This window comes from Cytobacillus citreus (genome assembly GCF_018343665.1).
In the GTDB taxonomy this organism is placed as follows: Bacteria; Bacillota; Bacilli; order Bacillales; family Cytobacillaceae; genus Cytobacillus; species Cytobacillus citreus.
The window spans coordinates 410,701-430,925 of record NZ_JAGYPM010000004.1 but is presented as its reverse complement, the minus strand read 5'-3'; the positions used below and the strand labels follow the sequence as shown (position 1 = coordinate 430,925).

The window sequence follows — 20,225 nt, the reverse complement described above, 5'->3', positions numbered from 1 at the left end:
TTGTTATCTCCCTTCACTATACCGAATCATCTTCATATTCCACCTGCACAAAAAGGATAATTATATGAATTTTCTTTTATAAACTACGATAAACTTCTCTGTTGATTTCCGCTCCAATCAACAACAAAATAGCATTACCAAAACTGCTCTTTAACACAGCTTTTAAAAAACAGAAAATAAACATTTTTAATTCAAAATGCAATTGGGTTTTCAATTTGTTCATGAATGGATAAAATAGTCTTTATAGATGTAGACTCGGAGGAAATAACATGAGAGAGATTAGTATTGACCAACTCCTTACCTTAAAAGATGTCATTCCTGTTGATGTTAGATCCCCAGGGGAATTTAACGAGTTTCGGATTCCTGGAGCTGTCAATATTCCTTTATTCACCAACGAAGAGCGTGCAACCATCGGAACTCTTTATAAGCAGGAAGGAACAGATGCAGCAAAATGGAGGGCAATGGAAGTAGTATCGCCAAAACTCCCTTCTATATTAGGTCAAATAAAAGCCTTGAAGGAAAATGGCAAGCAACCTGTCATCTATTGTTGGAGAGGCGGGATGCGCAGTAAAGCAGTTGCTACATTTCTATCATTTGCAGGAATATCCATCCCTCGATTAATAGGAGGATACAGAGCTTACCGTCAATATATTTTAGAGGAAATACCGATCCTAATACCTAAAAAGGCTATTACGATACATGGGATGACAGGCGTGGGGAAAACAGAAGTACTGGAAAAGTTAAGAGAAAGAGGTATGCCTGTTATAGATTTAGAGGCAATGGCTGGCCATCGTGGCTCCATCTTTGGAACATTTGGATTATTCGAGGGTCATAATCAGAAAACCTTTGATTCGCTGCTTTTTCAAACATTAAATGAAATTAAAGATTCGCCTTTTTTCTTAGTAGAAGCTGAAAGTAAACGGATCGGAAAAGTAGTTCAGCCTGATGAATTACAAAACAAAAAGCATCAAGGATTCAATATATACCTTCAAGCATCATTATCCTCACGAATCGAGCGTATTCATCGTGAGTATGTAAAGCCTTATCTTCATGATAACTGGTTTCATGAAAAAGTAATCGAGCGTTTATCTCATATAAATAAACGAATCAAAGATAATGAAATCATTGCCGCCTTAAATGATGCAGCAATGAGCCAAAACTATAAATTAGTCATTCAAATTCTACTAGAAAAATATTACGATCCCCGATATGCGCATAAACAGCTTGACTACGAAGGGCCCTTTCATCATATTCATGCAGAGAATACTGATGCGGCTGTTGAAGAAGTCATTCAAATCATCCATTCACAAAGTGCTCTCGTCAGATGACAAGAGCACTTTTATTCTTCTTTTTCGTTTAGCCCAGTTAATTTTATTCACGCACTGTCTAGCCCCTCGATGAACCTTTTCGAATATTCCTTATTTCTTTTTTAAATATGTACAAATTTTTTTTAAAACTGTTAAAGGAATATGTTAAGATGTTAATATATATTTTGAACAATACGTTCTCAATACGGAACCATTTTATTTTTATTGATAAGGTGTGTGAGATTGGATGATCGGTGATCGCGTAAAATTACTTCGTAAAGAAAAGAAAATGTCGTTATCCGAGCTGGCAGAACAAGCTGGCGTTGCCAAGTCATACTTAAGTTCACTCGAAAGAAACTTACAGACCAACCCTTCTATACAATTTCTTGAAAAAATTTCTGCAGTACTCAATGTACCTGTCGATCATTTAATACATGAAGAGCCAAATAAAGACGAATTAGACTCTGAATGGATTGATATTGTTCAAGAAGCAATGAGCTCTGGCGTGACAAAAGAACAATTTAGAGAGTTTCTCGAATTTAATAAATGGAGAATTGATCAGAGTAAATAAAGAATAGACAATTGCTCACAAGCTATTTCAAAAATTATTAACTGTAAAGAAGACGTTTGGATCAAAGGGTGTACTCCTGCTTCTACGTCTTTTTTTTATAAATAAAAAAAGTATTCCTTAAAATGCTGTATGCCCATTAAGAAATACTTAAGTATTTCATCCATTTTTCAGCAATTCTCTATGATTAGCTTATATTCACCCCATTTTTCAAAAGAAATTCTCTTATTTCATCTTTCTCAATTCCCATATTCTTAGCTTCAACGATCAATTTCATCCATTCAAAATCTAATTCTTCCATATTCATTGTAGTCCCCACCACATTATTCCCCCTAAAATAACTTATCGTATCTCAGGCAATCCAGCCATCTTAGTATGGAGCTTAGGTCTTTCCAAAAAATGGTTACATACTATATAATATGAACCATTACCCCAGAAATTACTTAATCTCTTTTTCATACCTTAGATCTGTGACTTTGCGTCTCTATTTTTCAATAGATTTGCCATTTTCTGAATATTTATTATTAGGTAAATTTTCATCTATATGTATTTTATTGAATTTCTTAAGACTAATAGTGTTATTTTTTGTCTTCAAAAGGAAAATTTTTTGGTCATTTTTCAACATTAATTCGACATATTTCCCTTCAAAAGTCTCTTGAAAGATTATTGTTTGGAATATATCTAAGAAAAGCTTTAATATAATTGCGGATAAATAGAAGAATTTGTAAAAACCAGTCGAGCAATTTTTTGAAGAAAAAGAATAATATGTAACTTTAGTCACTGACTAATTATAAATACCTATAATCCGTTTTGGGTGAATAGGTAATTAAAATCGTGTATTTGGGATTAAAATATTTGTATGATCCATACCCCATGATAGAGGCAAACAAATGTATATAATAAGGAGGCTCCAACTGCCAAATATTTAATTGAATTGCTCATCGGCATCTTTTTCAAAATGATAAATGCAAATAGTATACATGAGAGAATCATTTTATATGCAAGAAAGCTAAGGGGATTAAATTTATACATGGCAATCATAAACGGATTACTTTCGTCAATTAAGGAGAAGTGAAGTCCCCAAAAGGTGACAGCCCCATCAAATAAATTCAGTAAAGCTAGATAGGAGAAAACCTTCTTCATTTTCATCACCTCTTATTACTAGAATAAAGTACAATAAGCCTTCCAAATGTTAAGTCACCATTGAATAACAACTTCTCAATCGAAATTTTTTATCTCATTCTATTCATTGTTTTTGAGCATTTTTTTCCAAATAGTCGATCACCATTTGTTTTTCTATACCTAAGTTTTTGGCTTCCATAATTAATTGGAGCCATTCTTGATCTATTTCCGAGATTTTGCTTTGTCTTCTACCATAGATTATTCCTCCATAACCCGAATAGTATAAGTGCTTTCAGAGTATGAATTTGTATACTAGCTTTTTAAATAAACACTAGCTTAATTTATTTTGGTAGAAGTCCATTTTCTTTTGAAATGGCAGAACCTTAACATTAATTCTTTCCAATGTCATCGCGTCTAAGAATGGATACTCTGTTAAATCATTTTTACAAATCGGACATAACCAAATACCGATTTCACTGCTGCTAAATGATGGCCGAAAACAACGATCACAATTTTTTTGATACATACGACACCTCCTTGTTAGTAAAACTAAAGCCTTAATGATTAATAGTTACCCGTCAGACCTCGTTTTAACGCTCTTGACGGAATTTTCTGAAGTATAAAAGTAATAGAATACCTCCTGAACCAAGAAGCGCTCCACCAATTAGAAGAATGTTATAATTATTAATTGCTGTATTTGGAAGAAGCTTTTCTCTCATTTCTGGGGAAACAATAATTTGGTCTTTTGATTCTACTGGATTCGTTTCTTCACCACTAACCTCTTCAGGGTCATTCCCTTTCTGTGGATCTTCTTCACTTGGAGGAGTGGTATTTTCTGAGTGATTGTCTACTTTTGGTGTGTTTTCTTCACCTGATGGGTTTTCTTCTCCAGGCGGATTCTCTTCACCCGGTGGATTCTCTTCTCCAGGAGGTCCTGGTGGATCGCCGCCACCTGATTCACCGATTGCTTCAGCTACGAATAAAATTTCTACTTCTGCTTCAGAGCTTTGAAAACTATTTCCCAGGTCATAAGGCATAGTAACTTGAAAAAATAGTGATTCAGTACTACCCTTTGCTAATTTTCTTGGTGTAAAGCCCTTAAATTCATTCATTTTTCCTTCGAATAAAACTTCCTCACCTATTTTCACAACTAGATTTAGCTCTTCTAGCAAGCTTTTAACAGATTTTTTCTTTCCCAAGACAGCCATATATTTAAAATCCTGCATACCTTCGTTTAATATGGTGATATCCCTTGGCATCCAGTCGCCTGGTTTTAAATTTCCTACTTTAAAAAGGTAGCCGTGAGGATTTGTATTGATATCAATTTCTTTTTTTGCAGCATTTACTTTTATTTGTCCTAACAACATAAAAAAGATTAAATTTGCTAGTATTAATATCTTTATCGGTCTTACTAACAATTTCCGATTATACATGGCATGACCTCACATCAATTGATTTGATAAAAGGTGGGAACGAATTCCCACCTTTCATCAGAACTTTATTATCTTTCTTCTCCTTCAGTTTGAGTAGCATTGAATGTCCACTCAAGCTGTAAGGAATCTCCTTGGAATTGGTTTTGGTCTTGACCATTGTCAACAAATTCAAATTGTACGTATAATGTATCGTCAGTACCTGGAGCTAAATAACCATTAAAAAATTGATTCCAGAATTCATCCCAGAATATGATAACGTCCGGTGAGTTCATGTCGCTATAGTTGTCTTTCAAATCTTTTAAAGTTTTTGAGAAGATAGGAACACTATCTTTGTCAGCGTTATACAGGAAGTTAACTCTGATATGCTCTCCAAAATCCTCCACGTTATTACCCTTTGCGTCTGTTACTTTATAATCTGTAGAAAGTAATACATCATCAATGTCTAAAGAACCGTTGTTGACTAACTTAAACTCTCTTAACATAGTATCGCCAGGTTTAATGTTATCAACATTTACAATTGTTTTTGGATTAACAGATAGATCCAATGTACCAGCTGCAAATGTGTTGTTCGTTACTTCAGTATCGCTAAAGTATGCAAATGTTCCTCCTCCGACTAATGATAACCCTAGTGCTGCTGATGCGATTCCTAAACCAAATTTTTTCTTAATGCTCATTCTCCATTTCCTCCTCTTACCCTTTTTGGGTATGTATAAAATTTTTATTTTGACCCTTGATTTACAAGGAGTTCAAACCGTTTAGGCAGTCTTTTCTTCGTTGTCTTGTTTTTTGGATTTTGGATCGATTTCTCTTAAGGCTTGATAAATACTAAATGCTGCATAACCTAGCAATAATATCCCTGGGCCAATTAATAGAATGGCACTGCCTTCCTTGGATTGGGCAAAGTCTATAAAGTATCCAATATAAGGGATTGTAAAACCTGTATAAATAGCCTGAACATTCTCTGATAGTACCGGGTTCATGTCAGCCGCTTGGTTATTATCCCCTTTTGTCTCATACATCACATGTTCACCACTTGTAGTGACGCCCATAATCCGGTGAGTGATTAATTTTTCATCACTTGCTACGAAAGTAATGACATTTCCCTTTTTAAGATTTCTCTTTTCATCCTTTTCCAGCGGCTTTACTGCTATTACAGACCCCGTTAGAAAGGTCGGCTCCATTGATCCAGATAAAACGGTTTTTAGCTGGTATCCCATAATTTCAGGCTCTCCACCTGATGCTTTTGAGGATACTACTAAAACAGCCATTAATATGAGATTAATAAACAATATTGTTGTCACTAGATTACTAATAAACTTTCTTGTTTTTTTCCAAGCAGATTTCACAGCTTGTCCACCTTTCTATTTGATATAGAGGTTAAGGTTTTCTATTACATACAAGCAATTACGTTCTTTAACCAAGACTACATCGTTCTTTTTATCGAACTTCCAATTTGAGTATAGTTCAATCGGATTATTTTTAAAAATTCCAAATTCAGCCGTTTTTTCGTTTTAAAGAACAATTTTCAATTATTTTCTTAACTTATCTTCATTTTTCTCAATATTTCGTATTTTTTATTGAACAATTTGTTCGTTATAATGAATTAACAAAAAATGAAGTTTCATTGTGGAAAATATAGAGCCCGTAAATTTGTGATAAAAGGGGAAATCATTGTGGTGGGGATGCGAATAAAACGATTACGAATAAAAAAAGGGTATTCTATTAATGAGCTTTCTGAAAAATCAGGAATATCTAAGTCCTATTTAAGTTACATTGAAAGGGGAATACAACAGAATCCTTCCTTGCAAGTCTTATCAAGATTAGCGAATACTCTTGATACAGATGTGGAGGATCTGCTAGATAATAAGAAAAAAGAAGAGATTATTGAGTTGCAAAATATTGATGATGACTGGATTCAGCTAGTTCATGAGGCCATTCAAAACGGAATTACAAAGAAGGATTTTGCCTATTATTTAGACTTTATAAAATTTAAGAAACTGAATGGGGGCAATGATCATTGAGAATTGGAAAAAGTATTTTCCTAATAGCTGCCATTCTTTTATTATTTGGCTCTGTTCTTGTTTTCATCTCCATATCTGATATTTATAAACTAGAGAAGAATAAAGATATTTCATTAATTGAAGCAAAGGAAAAAATCCAAATAATTGAAAAAGATTCACCTCAGCCTATGCTTAATAAAGAACAAAAGATTGAATATTCATTCAAAAAAGGGGAAGCAATTGGAATATTAGAAATCCCGCGCCTTCAAGCCAAACTTCCCATTATTGAGGGAACAAGTGAATACGAACTAGAAAAAGGTGTCGGTCATTATTCTGGCACTGTACTACCTGGCCAGCCAGACCAAATATTGCTTTCTGGTCATCGTGAAACAGTCTTTCGCCAGCTTGGAGAATTAGAAATGGGTGATATTTTTCAAGTAATCATGCCATATGGAACCTTTCGCTATGAGATTACACACGCACAAATTGTTGAGGCTGATGACTCAACTGTTATTAAGTCCACGGCACCAACCGAAACACTGACCGTCTCAACCTGCTACCCCTTTTCATACATCGGAGATGCACCTTATCGATATGTATTAACAGCTAATCGAATAGATAATCCAGTTACAAATTAAAAAAGGCCAGTCCGTCCAATGCATCGCATCTGACAGGACATGGCCCCATTCTTATTTCTGTAAATTCACAGCAATTCTTGAACCAACCTCAGCATTATGCTTAACAAGGGCAATATTTGCGATTAAGCTTTTCCCTTCAGTTAATTCCTTCAACTTTCCTAATAGGAATGGCGTTACTTTTTTACCTGAAATATTGTTTTCTTTCGCTTCTTGTAACGCTGTTTCAATTAATTTAGTAATAAAAGTCTCGTCTAGTGCATCTGCTTCTGGGATTGGGTTTGCAATTACTACACCGCCATTTAATCCAAGCTCCCATTTCGTACGGATCATGTCTGCAGCTTCTTGTGTTGTGTCAACACGGTAGTTTACGCTAAATGGGCTTGTACGTGTGTAGAATGCTGGAAAAATATCCGTTTCAATGCCGACAACTGGCACACCATATGTTTCAAGGTATTCTAGTGTAAGCCCTAAATCAAGGATTGATTTGGCACCCGCACATACAACAGCAACATTTGTTTGTGCCAATTCTTGAAGGTCAGCAGAGATATCCATTGTTGTTTCCGCTTCACGGTGAACCCCACCAATACCACCGGTTACAAAGACTTCAATACCTGCAAGTTGTGCACAATACATTGTTGCAGCAACCGTTGTTGCACCATTTTTCTTTTGTGCTATTAAAAATGGCAGGTCGCGTCGGCTAGCTTTTTCAACTTCCTTGCTTTGAGCTAAAAATTCAAGCTCATCGTCAGAAAGACCAATTTTAATTTTGCCATTAATGATAGCAATAGTTGCTGGAACAGCACCATTTTTTCGAATAATTTCTTCAACTTCTTTTGCTGTTTCCACATTTTGCGGATATGGCATTCCATGTGAAATAATCGTTGATTCCAATGCTACAATTGCTTTATTTGCTTTCTTAGCTTCTAGTACCTCAGTTGAATATTCTATCCAGTTTTCTAACATGATGTCATAACTCCTTATTAAAAGTATTGTTTAAACGTTTCTTGTAATCGAAGATGATTTAAATTTGGATTAACTGTTTCATGTGATTGAAGAGTCAATATGGAGCAGGCAATTCCAATTTTACAAGCATTTTCAGTCTCTAAGCCTTTCAAATGAGCATACATAATTCCTGCGACAAGGGAATCACCTGCACCTGTAACATCCTCAACATTGACCTTTGGAGGAAGAAGTACGCCTGCTTCACCCAATTTTGTAAAAAAGATTAAACCCTTATCTCCTCGAGTGATAACGACTTTTTCTACCCCTTTTTCCATGAGTTTCTCAGCCGATTTGAAAAAATCCCCCTCATCATTGATCTTCATTCCTGACAATGCCTCAGCTTCATCTTTATTTGCAATCAACCAAGTGACCCCTTGCAGATCTTCAGGTAGCTTTTTTGCTTTTGGCGAAGAGACAGGTGTAATGCAAAGAGGGATATTTTCCTCTTTACAACGAACAATGATTTGCTTTAACACTTTGTCTGGAAAATTCGTATCTATGACGACCATTTCTGATGATGCTAGATAGCCCCACCTTTTTTCAATAAAATCGATATCAATAGAGTCATAAATAGACATATCGGCAAGAGCGACAGCCATTTCTCCTTCATTATCAAGAACCGCTGTATAAGTCCCTGTTGCCGAATGGGCAGACACGAGAGATGGGCTAATATCAACATAGGCTTTTGTATCATTTAGAAGCCATTTCCCTTCATGATCATCCCCAACAACCGTCACAAGAGCGACATCACAGCCAAGTCTTCCTAGATTTTCTGCAATATTTCGTGCGACCCCTCCGCATGATTGAGAACTTTCGGCAGGATTAGACGTTCCAAATTGAAGATTACTTAAAGCCTGAATTTTTCTGTCTACATTGGCCCCCCCAATACAGACAATATCCTTTCTTTCCGGTAGAACATAGGCTCTACCAAGCAGCTTCCCTTCTTTTGTTAGAGAAGAGATATAGCCTGCAACAGCTGATCTTGACAGCCCTGTCTTTTCCGCTAGTTCATTTTGTGAAATAAATGGGTCATTTTTAATGAGCCTTAATATTAACTGTTCCTTTTCATTCATCATCCTTCAGTCCTCGGAAATAAACTTATGTTTTTATAATAAACTTTTGTTCACAATAAAGCAATAGTGTTCTTAAATTTGTAATAATTCCCCTTATAACCTCACTTTTATTCCTTATTCTCCTCATTTTTTTATCACAATTATTCATTAAACTGTTCTTGAGAATAATTACTGGGGGTAAGATGAATGAAGAAACTAGTTTTATTATTGCTAAGTGGATTGACAGTATTTGCTTTAGCTGCCTGTGGAGACAAATCAGCTGATAGTGGGACAGCCAAAGAAAAGCCAAAAGTAGATACTGAAAATATTAATGAGGAGACTACGGCTCAAACAGCTAGTTCAATTGAACCGACAGAAGAACATAAATGTGCTTTTTGTGATATGAAAATTTATTTAAAGGATGAAACAATGGGCGTCTTTACTGCACAAGCACTTAACTCAAAAGGGGAGAATCTTTTTTTTGATGATTCTGGCTGCCTGTTAAACTATGAAAGAAAAACCGGTGAAAAACTAGATGAGAAGTGGGTTCGGGACTATCTATCAGCCGATTGGATTGACGCAGAGAAAGCAATTCCAGTCCACTCTGACATGCAAACACCGATGAAATATGGATATGCTTTTTTTGAAACACAAGATAGCGCAGATAAATTCACAAGTGAGAAAACAGATATGGAAGCTACCCTTTCTAGTTGGGAAGAGATAGATAAGGTTTCAAATGAAAGATATATAAAAAAGATGGAAAAGATGAAAAATAAAGAAGAAGACGATCATAATGAACATGACGATGAATCTGAAAATAGTCATTAAACATTAATATTCGAATAAAAACCGCTGCAAACTTTGCAGCGGTTTTACTATTTTACACCGACTATTTGTTTTTCAAAAAAAACTTTTTCTAGAGAATTATACTTTCCAGCAGTATTTGTTAAAACATCTATATTTTCATGATATATTAGCTTTCCTTCTTCAAGGAAGATAGCTGTATCAGCAATTTCCTCTACGATTGACAGAATATGAGTGGAAAAAAGGATCGTTTTCCCTGCCTCTTTTTCTTCTTTTATTATTTCTTTAAAACGAAATACCCAGAAAGGATCAAGCCCGTTCGTTGGTTCATCAAGGATAAGGAGGGGCGCTGCTGAAAGGAGAGCCTGAGCAAGCGAGAGCCGCTGCTGCATTCCTTTTGAATAATGCTTAATCAATTTCCTACGATCTTCAAATAAACCAACCCTTTTTAGCACTTCATCGACTCTAGACTTTGCAATCCCTTGCAAGCCAGCAAAAAAAAGGAGCATTTCCAATCCTGTTAGCTGATTAGGGAATATCATATCATCAGGCATATAAGAAAAAAAAGCCTTATATCGCTCACTCATTGGATCAACTGGTTTCCCATCTGCCTTCATTGTTCCGCTCGTTGGCTTTATTATCCCTGTCAGCAATTTAATAAGCGTACTTTTTCCAGCCCCATTTCCACCACAAAGAGCTGTTATTTCTCCTTTTTTAATAGGAAAAGAGATTTCTCCAATTTGCTTATGTTCAGTATAACGTTTCGTTATACCTTCTAATTCTATTAAGTATTCTTTACTCATTTCCTATTCTCCTTTTAACAAACAGGTGGCTAAAATAAAAAGGTACTGTCACCCATAAGAGTGATGCTATAACAAATAGACATTGCCCTAACCAGCCATTTGCCCATACTGTTAAATCGTACAAATTTGGTCCAAAAACAGACGCTCCATCTAAAGAAAGGATTGCCCATACTCTAATTAGTTCCACCGGATTTAAGAAGATTGAAATCGACAATAATGTAAGAATCCACTCTTTTGTGACAAATATACTCAGTCCCATGACAATGAACTCATAAAATAAAACTGAGATGGCCCAAACAATTAAACTCATACCTAATGCCTGAAAACGCGTTCTCGACCATAAACCAATCATCATCGACAATGCTAAAAAAAATACTGCTAATAATAAAGATAGAAAATAGAATAAAAACATTACTGAAATAGAGGTATCTGCATTTCCAATAAACATGACAATGGCCGCTGCCCCATACCCAAAAGTAATAACAGACCATAGCGACAAGAAAAGACCTATATATTTTCCGACTAGAACAGATTTGACTGAAACAGGATAGGTTAAAAGCAGCATTAACCCCCTATCTTCTTTTTCGCCGGCTATAAATAAGCTCCCTATTAGAAGTGCAATTAATGGTATTAATAATAGATTTAAATTAAGGAGGCTGGCAGTCATGCGGCTGAATCCAGTATAACCAGATTGACCTGAATTTCCAAAATATGTGACAAATACAGCTAAGAGTGCAAACAGCATACCGAAACTGCCAAGCCACTTACTTCTCATAATAAGAGTCAGCTGCTGTCGAGCAATTTTGTATATACTCATTGTTTCCAACTCCATTGGTGCTTGAGAAATCGTTCGTAATTATATAACTCGCCTTTTCCCTGCTCCTTCATATAACTTTCTGCCCTTTCTTGATCTTTAAAAGTGACGATGCCATTTGCCATCGGGGTCCAAAACTCAGGGTGATAGGCATGAAAAGCGTCTTTAAGCTCAAGCCATTCTCCTGTTTCCGAATCTCTAACGAATTGTTTTGCTACTTCATCCTTAGCAAGGGACTTATCCTTTTCTAAAAACTCAACCATGCAGCCAATATCATCAAACTTAAATACATCTCCTTCTAATGAAATAATTTCAGTTGCATAATTTTCATGGGCAATGCTCATATTGCATATTTCGCAAACATCAATTTCTGGATTAATCTCTACTGGCTCAAAAGACTGTGTTCCTGCACAGCCAGAAAGTATTATAATACCGATAAAATAGACTAGTATTTTTCTCATTCCATTCGTTTTCCCTTCAATAGAATAAATACTGACGAACTCGTTAAAATTAGGCCGTAAATTAATAATGATAACTTGCTTTTCTCTTTTTGATTTTTCTTTTCTTTTTCAAAATGCACCGGTAAGGTTAGCGGTTTTTCATCATATACATTTGCTGTCCCGATGGAGGGAAACATTGATTCTGCTTTACTCCATATTTTGATAGCAGGGCTTTCAAAATAAAACTGCCAATACGGATGACTCTTTAGAATCTGATCATAAATTGAGCCTGCTTTATATGGTATTTCCCCAATACCATCACCTGTTAAATCATAGCTGCTATAATCATCCCAGTAGTTTCCTTTTTGTTGTCCATTAAGAAGGATATCCTTATCGGCAATCTTCGACTGGACTACATTCCCGATAAAATTATTTTCCGTCAACACGTTATCTATGTTATCTCCCTTAAACTCTATCCCTACTTGATTCGCAGCTATTAAATTTTGCCTAATATGTGTCTGCTCCGCATTTTCAAAATAAAGACCTGAGCTATTCTGCCTTATTTCATTTTCTTCGATAACAATATTGGAAGAATCATAAATGAGAATGCCAAAGCCTCTAAAATGAAACTGATCGGTAATTTGATTTCGATTAAACTGAAGATTCTTAGAATCCATGATCATAAAACCAGTCACATTTTTTTGAATGTCGTTTTCTTCAGCTGAAATATCTTCACTGAACATGAAATGGAAGCCGTATCTGGAATCTTCAACGGTATTATTTTGAATGTTACTTTTTGAATTAGAATCAAAATAAATCCCATCTTGGACATTTTTTATCCGATTATTCCCAATGAAGTTCCCATGCCCATAATAAAGATGGATCCCATTGCCACGCTTAGAAAAATGGGTATCAAAACTTTCAATGTCATTATTTTTGATAATATTGTTCGAACTTTTTTCAGAATAAATCCCAAACAATACATTAGAAATATGGTTAGAATCTATTACAACGTCCTTTACTTCCTTCAATAATATCCCGCTGTTATCCTTATCCTTTCCGCTATTCTGGATCGTAAATCCCTTTATGACAACTCCATCAGAAGCAATCGTTATGACATTTCCATTTCCTCTTCCATCAATGATCGCTCCATTTTGGGCGACGAGAGTTATTGGTTTAGAAATTGTGATGGATCCACGATATAACCCCTCTTGAATATTTAATGTATCACCAGGTTCTGCATGATCAATCATTTCCTGAAGATTCATATCAGATTCCACTGTCACTTCTGCTGCTGCAGCATCCGTATTCCAAGGGATGAACAAGAAAAATATGCACCCATAGAACAACAGCAGCCCGTCATTTATCACTTTCCCCATTGTCCACATCCTCTGCCTTATATATTTACCAATCTAGCAAATACTTGTGAAAGAAAGTTGAAAATATTATGGTAAATCGATGAAGTGAAATAATCTTTTTTGTGTTTTAAATCACATGTGTAGATATTTCACAAATAATACTATATAGTTAGCTAGGTAACTATTATTCAAAGGGGATTATATGAAAAACAATCAAAGCGAGCTATTTCATCATATTTACCAATTTACACGCCATTTTTCGAAGCTATTAAACGAAAATCTGGTGCCGCTGGGTCTATATTCCGCACAATGGGCCATCATCTATCAGCTAAAAACAGAAGGTTCGAGTACGCAAAAAGAGCTGTCTTCTTATCTTGGAGTGGAGGCTCCTACTATGTCACGGACATTAGGAAGGTTAGAAAAGTCAGGATGGATAGCAAGGATACCTGGCATAGATAAACGCGAAAAGAAAATTAAACTAACTGATGCAGCACTTGCAGAGTACCCTAATTGGTTAAATGCTGTTCGTTCATCAGAAGAGCAAGTTCTTCACCAAATTACAGATACAGAAATCGTACAGATGTTAGATTTAATGAAAAGGATGAAAGATAATTTTTCATAAAAAAATAATGAACTTAATAGTTAGAGGCTAATCTTTTAGTTGGAGGACATCATGAAGAAACAATCATTATGGACAAAAGACTTTTTAAGTATTTCAATTACAAGCTTTTTTCTTTTTATCGGATTTTATATTTTGCTTACAACATTACCTATTTATGTATTAGAGGATTTGAGTGGTAATGAAACACAGGTCGGGTTAGTTCTTTCTGTTTTTCTCATGGCAGCTGTGCTGTGCAGGCCTTTTACAGGCAAATGGATTGATGAGTTAGGGCGCAAAAAAATATTGATCCTTTCATTGGCCATTTTCTCAATATCCTCTATTCTTTATTTTTGGACAGATTCTCTACCTTTATTACTCGGTTTACGATTCTTACATGGAATCGGATTCGGAATGGCTACGACTGCTACAGGAGCCATTGTTGCTGATATTATTCCAAATGAACGTAAAGGCGAAGGTCTTGGCTATTACGCTATGTTTATGAACTTAGCGATGGTTATTGGACCTTTTGCAGGATTAACCATTATTCAGTATGCTAGCTTTAATTGGATATTTGGTTTAAGTTCTATCCTTGCTATTTTTGCTCTGCTCCTATCCTTACTAGTCCAAGTTCCAAAAAGCATGCCAAGTCCTAAAAATACTGCAGATGCTAAATTTTCTCTTTCTAGCTTCTTCGAAAAGAGTGCTTTACCTGTTTCCATCGTTGCCGGTATTCTAGCCTTTGGTTATTCTGGAATCCTTTCGTTCATTTCTGTCTATGCTAAACAGCTCGGCTTACTGACAGCAGCAAGCTTCTTTTTTGTTGTATATGCTGTGTTCATATTAATTTCCCGGCCATTTACTGGACGATGGTTTGATGTATACGGAGAAAATAAAATTATTTACCCGACCATTATTTTATTTGCAATCGGGATGTTGTTGCTAAGTCAGGCTAATAATACTTTTCTATTTTTACTCGCTGGTGCCATTATTGGGCTAGGCTATGGTACTCTCACCCCTAGTCTGCAAACAGTTGCGATTAAAAATTCTGATCCTTCAAGGAGAGGATTAGCGACATCAACATTCTTCACATTTTTAGATTTAGGTATTGGACTCGGCTCCTATACTCTTGGAATGATCGTTGTGTATACCGGTTTCTCATCTCTATATTTGATCCTTGTTGGCGTTATTTTGTTTGCTTTCATGATTTATTACTACCTGCACGGCAAAAAAACAAGTGCAGATCAACCAGTTACATCGAAAGCAGATTTACCAATATAAAGTGAAACTTCAATCAGTGGGGGTTTTCCTTCATCCCCCACTGATTGTTAGTTGCGGCCCACAGGAAGTGGGTCACGCAGACGTTGCCACACGATGTGGCGCTTTTAGTCTGTGTTCATTTTATGGCCTTTTACGGGCTGTTGATCCCCCACTTAGAAATTTATTCTTAACTCAACTTCTTGAAGTGGGGGTCTTACAGCCCGTTAATCTGCGATAAAATGAAATTTCAATAAGTGGGGAGAAGAAATCGGCTTACATGCCGATTTCTTTTTATAAACGGATGTTTTTATAACAAGGTTGCTTTTACCAAGTTTAATATTATTCTTTGTCAGCATGTTTGATTTATTTATCAGCCAAAATGGCTGGTTTGTCAGCCAATCAACGAAAACATCGATATTTTTGAAATGTGCCTTTAAAAATAAAAAAACTAAACCCGCTAAGGTTTAGTTCCCAGTTCTTGGTAATATTAATATTTCTACCCTTCTATTTCTGGATTTTCCTTCTGCTGTATCATTGGAGGCAACCGGTTGAAATTCTCCAAACCCTTTGGCACTAAACGAACTCGGATCTAAGTTTTCATTTTGTAATACGATTTTCATAAAATTAATTGCCCTCATAACACTTAATTCCCAGTTCGATTCAAAAGGAGCGTTCCCGATTGGTACATTATCTGTATGTCCACTTATAATAATATTTCTAGGGGGGTCCATCACAAGAAGATCTGAGATTTCTTTTGCAACCTTTATATCTTCCTCCCTTACTTCAGCGCTTCCGGGAGCAAATAAAACATTATCTCTAATAGAAACCAATAATCCTTCGTCAGTTAATGACGTTTCTAATTTTTCACCTAAGTTGTTCTTATTGATATAAGAATTTACTTTATTTTGTATCATTTCCAGCTCTTCACGATCAATTTTCTGCTGTAATTTTTGTTCTTTTTCCTTAGCTTCGTTCCCTTTATCCTTCTCACCGATATCAGTACTCGATGTTTCCATTTCTCCATCAGGCATCGGACTAGGAAATTCAAAAATTCCTGTTCCTCCATTTAAGGCGCTATTAAATGCTTTTGAAAGTTCTTGGAATTTTTGTGCATCAACAGAACTCATTGCAAAAAGAACGATAAATAAGGCTAGAAGCAAGGTTAATAGATCCGCATATGGAAGCAGCCATGATTCATCGACATGTCCATCATCATGACTTTTCTTTTTCCTTTTACTCATCTTTCTTCACACTGCCTTCTTCAAGAAAAACCTTTCTCTCTCCTACAGGCAAATAAGAAGCTAGTTTTTGTTCTATTACTCTTGGCGCCTCACCTTCGAGAACCGACAAAACCCCTTCAATCATCATTGCTTTCAACTTCGCTTCCTGCCTGGATTTCCGCTTTAGCTTATTTGCAAAAGGATGCCATAGCACATATCCTGTAAAAATCCCTAATAAAGTAGCTACAAAGGCAGCACTAATGGCATGACCTAATGTATCCGTATCACTCATATTCCCTAATGCAGCAATTAGACCGATTACGGCTCCCAATACCCCTAGAGTAGGAGCATAAGTTCCTGCCTGAGTAAAGATTAATGCTCCGGCCTGATGTCTTTCTTCCATTGCATCAATCTCTTCATTCAAAACATCACGTATGTAATCAGCACTTTGTCCATCAACAGCAAGTGAAAGTCCATTTTTCAAAAACGGATCATCTATTTCACTTGTCTTCGCTTCAAGAGCAAGCAAGCCTTCTTTTCTAGCAAGCTGAGCCCAATCAGAAATCATTTTTATTAAATCAACTGGATTCATTTGCTTTTTTTCCTTAAAAATAATGCCAAATAATTTCGGGATTCTTTTTATTTCACTCGTTGGAAATGCTATTGTTACTGTAGCTGCTGTTCCAAGTAAAATAATTAATATGGCAGCTGGGTTAATTATCACTGCTGGACTAACTCCCTTTAATATCATTCCAACCCCAACCGCGATGATTCCTAAAATAAGACCAATTATCGTTGTTTTATCCATATTCTCTCACCTATCTTAAATAAAGATTCTCTATTGTTATTTCGACATTTTTCTCGCAAACTTTAGAATCAAATTAATTATTTGTTATTAACAATAGAAAACACACTTTAATTTAAGGGTATAGAAATATGAATAAAGCTAATCACAAAGAAAAGAAAGGAATAAAACTCCCTACCTTCCTTTGATCATAGCCTTTTCAAAAAAAATTTTGTCCTAATAAATAGCTTCTATTTCCATTACGATATGCTTATACCGTTTGAGGTAAGCCATCATGAAGCAGTATCTTACCTAACCATTTCTCTTTGAGTTTTACTAGAAGAAGAAACCTCTTCTGAAACAACAACATCTTCTTCTGAAAAAATCACTTCTTCTGAAACAATCACTTCTTCTGAAGCAATCACTTCTTCTTCTTCTATCTGTTCGGCGACATGTTCGGCGGCGACGATCTGTTCTGCGATCTGTTCTGCGATCTGTTCGGCGACGATCTGTTCTTACAATAACTCTATTGGCGAAAATTGTAATTTCATTGGCTTTAATGACTTTTCTTCTTCCTGTTTGATGGGACATTAATTTCCCCCCTTTCGGTTTCACTAATATAGAATATGTTATAGGTTTAATATGGAATGGACAAAAACCCAGATTTATTTACCTATTTTCTAAAAATGCTCATTTTTTTTGATTTAAAAAACCACCATATCCCTAAACTAGTTTAGGCCTTGTTTTTTCAGTTCATTCTTCATATAGTTGTTTCTATCCATTATATATTGGCATATGAATTCCGGCTCCATATCAAATTGTTGAATATAATCTTTTTTATATGGATCTTTTAAAACAAAAGGGCGGAGAAGTGTATGCAGTTCCTGTATTCTAGGTTTCATAAAGTCGACTGTAAATTGATTATTGAGGATTTTAAGGAGGATTTTATAATATAATTTTCTAAATGAAGGAACATCGAGCATTCTTGCTGATAAGGTATTAAATCCATCTATTCGAACATAGTCATATTCCATAATATCCCCATGAACATCTCTTCCCCAAGTGCCATCATAATCCCATGGAAGGACCTCGAATAAACCTGAGTCTCCTGTCCTGCATAGGGCATAGTTTTGAACAAATCCATCAAAGTTCTGGGTACAGACCACGCCTGCAAGCCAACGCAAATACTTTTCAACATCAATGTAATTTCCTATCTCTTGTTCAAATTCTTTCCTTAAGAGTGTATTTGCTTTAAAAATAAATTCTTGTAAGATCAGTCGTTCTTCGTCCATTCCATACTTTATTTCATAGCCCATTTCTAAAGATTTCTTAGGAGCATTATCATATTCACTAATTAGTGAAAAATTAGCATCTCCATCAATTGCATAGAAAATCGACTCTACTGGAATGTTCCTTTTCTTGAAATAGTATTCATCTACTGACTCTAATTGCAGATAAACACCTTCTGGCTTTCCATTCAAAACAAGAAAAACATGCTCTGCTGAGGGAGTCATTACACCAATATTTGAAAAAAAATCAAAAGAAAGCTTATTTCTTAATAATGAATGGTCTTTATATTCTGCATTTAAATGCAGCTCTTTTGCCCCTTTCCATGTCTTAGGTTTATAAAAGTGAATATGATACGATTTCTTATTGAATTCTCGAACATAAAATCCTCGGAACAAAACATCGATGTCATACTTTTTATTATTAATGTTTATTTTTCCTATTACAGGATTTTCGGACCAAACATTCTTCTTTAAATCGAGGAGACTCTTTGGATTAATAAACAAATTATAGATAGGTATTTCTTCTTTTTTCAAAATAAATCACCCCTAACTGAGCCGTTATTAAATCGTATGACAGACATTCGTAGGGTGACAGTCCCTAATAATCCATTTTGCTAAAATAGGCATTAGTCTAAGTCAAAACTTCGCTAAAATCCGTATGCTATTAATATAAAGAAAACTCGCCGATTGGCGAGCCTTGGAAAGGCACAGACTGAGGCGTAGTTGCACTTATCGCGCTCATATATGCCACGTCCTGTGGCATTCGCCCGACTAGGACTTCCTGTCCGTTGTACTTGATTCCTAAAATTGGCAACTACGTCGAATCATCTTCTGCGCTGACAATTTATACGCTTAACGTGCGAAAAAGAATGATGTTTTAGAGTGACAATTAATAAGGAGGATTTAATTTTGAGAAGGTATACTGAAACGGAAATTCGCCGTGCAGTTGCTGAAGTAGTAGCTGCAGGAATGGAAAAGTTTCTATATCAAGAGCCATTTTCTTCAGAGAGTTCGAGGCAGTCTGCGAGAAGGAAAAGTTATACCACTTCTGACAGGAAAAAAAGTACATGAGAATTTAGATTAAAAAATAGGCAAGGGACTGTCCCAAAGCAAAGGTGTCAGACACCATAAGCAAAGAGCTTCTCAAAATTGAGAAGCCCCTTTATTTATAAAACCAAAACCATTTTAGGAATTTTAAAACATTTTTTTACTAATTTTTTGTTCATAGTTTTTAAAAAGAGAAGAATTCGTGTTTTTGCCCCTCTTCGCTATCATACTGTTAAAGCGAAGCATTTTTTCATTTAATTTCTTTTGCAATTTTTGTTTTTCGTCTGGATCCTCACATTTTCTTATTAATTCCTCTATTGTAAGCATTTCTTTTTTTAACTGATTATCCTCTTCGGTATATCCTGCATTTTTCAATACCCGATACGCCATCCGTATATCCTCTGGAACTGATGCTAAGTCATCAAATGGAAGTGGTTTCCCGTAGCCGGGTAAATGTTCAAATTCCTTTTCTTTATAAGCCTTTTTTATCCGATCTTCAGAAATAATTGAAAAAAGGTCCATGCCAATAACCTCCCTCTACTGTTTCCAAGGTGAATACATTCATTGTTCCTTTTATTATATACTTTAATAAATGAACTGACATGATTTATGCAAGAAGAAAGGCATTTTTCGTTGTACATAGGATTTTTCTAATTTGGAAAAACTACATAAAGAAATATGAAAGG

General features: G+C 35.5%; 24 protein-coding genes and 1 riboswitch. Of the genes, 8 read left to right on the top strand and 16 right to left on the bottom strand.

Annotated elements, in window-relative coordinates; genetic code table 11:
* The first annotated feature begins 269 nt into the window (after positions 1–269).
* On the top strand, positions 270–1,328 hold the full coding sequence (mnmH, locus tag KHA94_RS18640) for a tRNA 2-selenouridine(34) synthase MnmH (protein WP_213103629.1): 1,059 nt from the start codon (positions 270–272) through the stop codon (positions 1,326–1,328).
* Positions 1,329–1,554: 226 nt separating this feature from the next.
* Complete coding sequence (locus KHA94_RS18635; protein ID WP_213103628.1) at positions 1,555–1,878, top strand: helix-turn-helix domain-containing protein; 324 nt, start codon at positions 1,555–1,557, stop codon at positions 1,876–1,878.
* Between the two features lie 184 nt (positions 1,879–2,062).
* Here KHA94_RS18635 and KHA94_RS18630 read toward each other — a convergent pair whose 3' ends face one another.
* The 6 genes from KHA94_RS18630 to sipW all read right to left on the bottom strand — a co-directional run bounded on the left by KHA94_RS18630 (position 2,063) and on the right by sipW (position 5,776).
* Complete coding sequence (locus tag KHA94_RS18630; protein WP_338030821.1) at positions 2,063–2,194, bottom strand: anti-repressor SinI family protein; 132 nt, start codon at positions 2,192–2,194, stop codon at positions 2,063–2,065.
* 33 nt (positions 2,195–2,227) lie between these two features.
* Positions 2,228–2,390, bottom strand: a riboswitch (cyclic di-GMP riboswitch).
* Between the two features lie 331 nt (positions 2,391–2,721).
* Positions 2,722–3,018 carry a DUF5658 family protein gene (locus KHA94_RS18625; protein ID WP_213103627.1) on the bottom strand — a complete coding sequence of 99 codons (297 nt, stop codon included), beginning with the start codon at positions 3,016–3,018 and terminating at the stop codon, positions 2,722–2,724.
* Between the two features lie 310 nt (positions 3,019–3,328).
* Positions 3,329–3,523 carry a hypothetical protein gene (locus tag KHA94_RS18620; RefSeq protein WP_213103626.1) on the bottom strand — a complete coding sequence of 65 codons (195 nt, stop codon included), beginning with the start codon at positions 3,521–3,523 and terminating at the stop codon, positions 3,329–3,331.
* A gap of 64 nt (positions 3,524–3,587) precedes the next feature.
* Positions 3,588–4,430: a TasA family protein gene (locus KHA94_RS18615; RefSeq protein ID WP_213103625.1), complete on the bottom strand. Its 843-nt coding sequence runs from the start codon at positions 4,428–4,430 to the stop codon at positions 3,588–3,590.
* 68 nt (positions 4,431–4,498) lie between these two features.
* Positions 4,499–5,104 (bottom strand): CalY family protein, encoded by a 606-nt coding sequence (locus KHA94_RS18610; RefSeq protein WP_213103624.1) that lies wholly within the window; start codon positions 5,102–5,104, stop codon positions 4,499–4,501.
* A gap of 81 nt (positions 5,105–5,185) precedes the next feature.
* A complete protein-coding gene (gene sipW / locus KHA94_RS18605; protein WP_213103623.1) occupies positions 5,186–5,776 on the bottom strand; it encodes a signal peptidase I SipW in 591 nt (196 codons plus the stop codon).
* A gap of 336 nt (positions 5,777–6,112) precedes the next feature.
* Here sipW and KHA94_RS18600 point away from each other — a divergent pair, with 336 nt between their 5' ends.
* On the top strand, positions 6,113–6,451 hold the full coding sequence (locus KHA94_RS18600) for a helix-turn-helix domain-containing protein (RefSeq protein ID WP_249365640.1): 339 nt from the start codon (positions 6,113–6,115) through the stop codon (positions 6,449–6,451).
* Entirely contained in the window at positions 6,448–7,068 is a 621-nt protein-coding gene (locus KHA94_RS18595; RefSeq protein WP_213103621.1) for a class D sortase, read from the top strand. Before KHA94_RS18600 ends, KHA94_RS18595 begins: the two co-directional genes overlap by 4 nt.
* A gap of 51 nt (positions 7,069–7,119) precedes the next feature.
* Here KHA94_RS18595 and KHA94_RS18590 read toward each other — a convergent pair whose 3' ends face one another.
* Both KHA94_RS18590 and KHA94_RS18585 read right to left on the bottom strand, forming a co-directional pair.
* On the bottom strand, positions 7,120–8,031 hold the full coding sequence (locus KHA94_RS18590) for a pseudouridine-5'-phosphate glycosidase (protein WP_213103620.1): 912 nt from the start codon (positions 8,029–8,031) through the stop codon (positions 7,120–7,122).
* A gap of 17 nt (positions 8,032–8,048) precedes the next feature.
* The gene (locus KHA94_RS18585) at positions 8,049–9,143 is read right to left on the bottom strand and encodes a carbohydrate kinase (RefSeq protein WP_213103927.1); all 1,095 of its coding nucleotides are present in this window, start codon (positions 9,141–9,143) and stop codon (positions 8,049–8,051) included.
* A gap of 186 nt (positions 9,144–9,329) precedes the next feature.
* Here KHA94_RS18585 and KHA94_RS18580 point away from each other — a divergent pair, with 186 nt between their 5' ends.
* Positions 9,330–9,950: a nitrous oxide reductase accessory protein NosL gene (locus tag KHA94_RS18580; protein ID WP_213103619.1), complete on the top strand. Its 621-nt coding sequence runs from the start codon at positions 9,330–9,332 to the stop codon at positions 9,948–9,950.
* A gap of 47 nt (positions 9,951–9,997) precedes the next feature.
* On the opposite strand, the gene KHA94_RS18575 is transcribed toward KHA94_RS18580, so the two are convergent.
* Genes KHA94_RS18575 through nosD form a run of 4 tightly spaced genes read right to left on the bottom strand, consistent with a single transcriptional unit; the run spans position 9,998 to position 13,362 of the window.
* On the bottom strand, positions 9,998–10,729 hold the full coding sequence (locus tag KHA94_RS18575; RefSeq protein ID WP_213103618.1) for an ABC transporter ATP-binding protein: 732 nt from the start codon (positions 10,727–10,729) through the stop codon (positions 9,998–10,000).
* Positions 10,722–11,546: an ABC transporter permease gene (locus KHA94_RS18570; RefSeq protein ID WP_213103617.1), complete on the bottom strand. Its 825-nt coding sequence runs from the start codon at positions 11,544–11,546 to the stop codon at positions 10,722–10,724. The genes KHA94_RS18575 and KHA94_RS18570 overlap by 8 nt, the downstream gene beginning before the upstream one ends.
* Positions 11,543–12,004 carry a nitrous oxide reductase accessory protein NosL gene (locus KHA94_RS18565; RefSeq protein ID WP_213103616.1) on the bottom strand — a complete coding sequence of 154 codons (462 nt, stop codon included), beginning with the start codon at positions 12,002–12,004 and terminating at the stop codon, positions 11,543–11,545. Before KHA94_RS18565 ends, KHA94_RS18570 begins: the two co-directional genes overlap by 4 nt.
* Positions 12,001–13,362, bottom strand: a complete 1,362-nt coding sequence (gene nosD, locus KHA94_RS18560) for a nitrous oxide reductase family maturation protein NosD (RefSeq protein ID WP_213103615.1) — start codon at positions 13,360–13,362, stop codon at positions 12,001–12,003. Before nosD ends, KHA94_RS18565 begins: the two co-directional genes overlap by 4 nt.
* A gap of 181 nt (positions 13,363–13,543) precedes the next feature.
* On the opposite strand from nosD, the gene KHA94_RS18555 reads away from it, so the two are divergent.
* Both KHA94_RS18555 and KHA94_RS18550 read left to right on the top strand, forming a co-directional pair.
* Positions 13,544–13,963: a MarR family winged helix-turn-helix transcriptional regulator gene (locus KHA94_RS18555; RefSeq protein ID WP_213103614.1), complete on the top strand. Its 420-nt coding sequence runs from the start codon at positions 13,544–13,546 to the stop codon at positions 13,961–13,963.
* A 51-nt stretch (positions 13,964–14,014) separates the two neighbouring features.
* Positions 14,015–15,220 carry an MFS transporter gene (locus KHA94_RS18550; RefSeq protein WP_213103613.1) on the top strand — a complete coding sequence of 402 codons (1,206 nt, stop codon included), beginning with the start codon at positions 14,015–14,017 and terminating at the stop codon, positions 15,218–15,220.
* A gap of 443 nt (positions 15,221–15,663) precedes the next feature.
* Here the strand turns inward: KHA94_RS18550 and motB are convergent, their stop codons facing one another.
* From motB to KHA94_RS18535, 3 genes are all read right to left on the bottom strand, one after another.
* Entirely contained in the window at positions 15,664–16,440 is a 777-nt protein-coding gene (motB, locus tag KHA94_RS18545) for a flagellar motor protein MotB (protein WP_213103612.1), read from the bottom strand.
* Positions 16,433–17,227 (bottom strand): flagellar motor stator protein MotA, encoded by a 795-nt coding sequence (gene motA / locus KHA94_RS18540; protein ID WP_213103611.1) that lies wholly within the window; start codon positions 17,225–17,227, stop codon positions 16,433–16,435. The genes motB and motA overlap by 8 nt, the downstream gene beginning before the upstream one ends.
* A 704-nt stretch (positions 17,228–17,931) precedes the next feature.
* Positions 17,932–19,029 carry a CotH kinase family protein gene (locus tag KHA94_RS18535; protein ID WP_420828182.1) on the bottom strand — a complete coding sequence of 366 codons (1,098 nt, stop codon included), beginning with the start codon at positions 19,027–19,029 and terminating at the stop codon, positions 17,932–17,934.
* A 372-nt stretch (positions 19,030–19,401) separates the two neighbouring features.
* On the opposite strand from KHA94_RS18535, the gene KHA94_RS18530 reads away from it, so the two are divergent.
* Complete coding sequence (locus KHA94_RS18530; protein WP_213103609.1) at positions 19,402–19,563, top strand: CotG/ExsB N-terminal domain-containing protein; 162 nt, start codon at positions 19,402–19,404, stop codon at positions 19,561–19,563.
* A 123-nt stretch (positions 19,564–19,686) separates the two neighbouring features.
* Here KHA94_RS18530 and KHA94_RS18525 read toward each other — a convergent pair whose 3' ends face one another.
* Positions 19,687–20,061 (bottom strand): DnaJ family domain-containing protein, encoded by a 375-nt coding sequence (locus KHA94_RS18525; RefSeq protein WP_213103608.1) that lies wholly within the window; start codon positions 20,059–20,061, stop codon positions 19,687–19,689.
* Between the last annotated feature and the right edge of the window lie 164 nt (positions 20,062–20,225).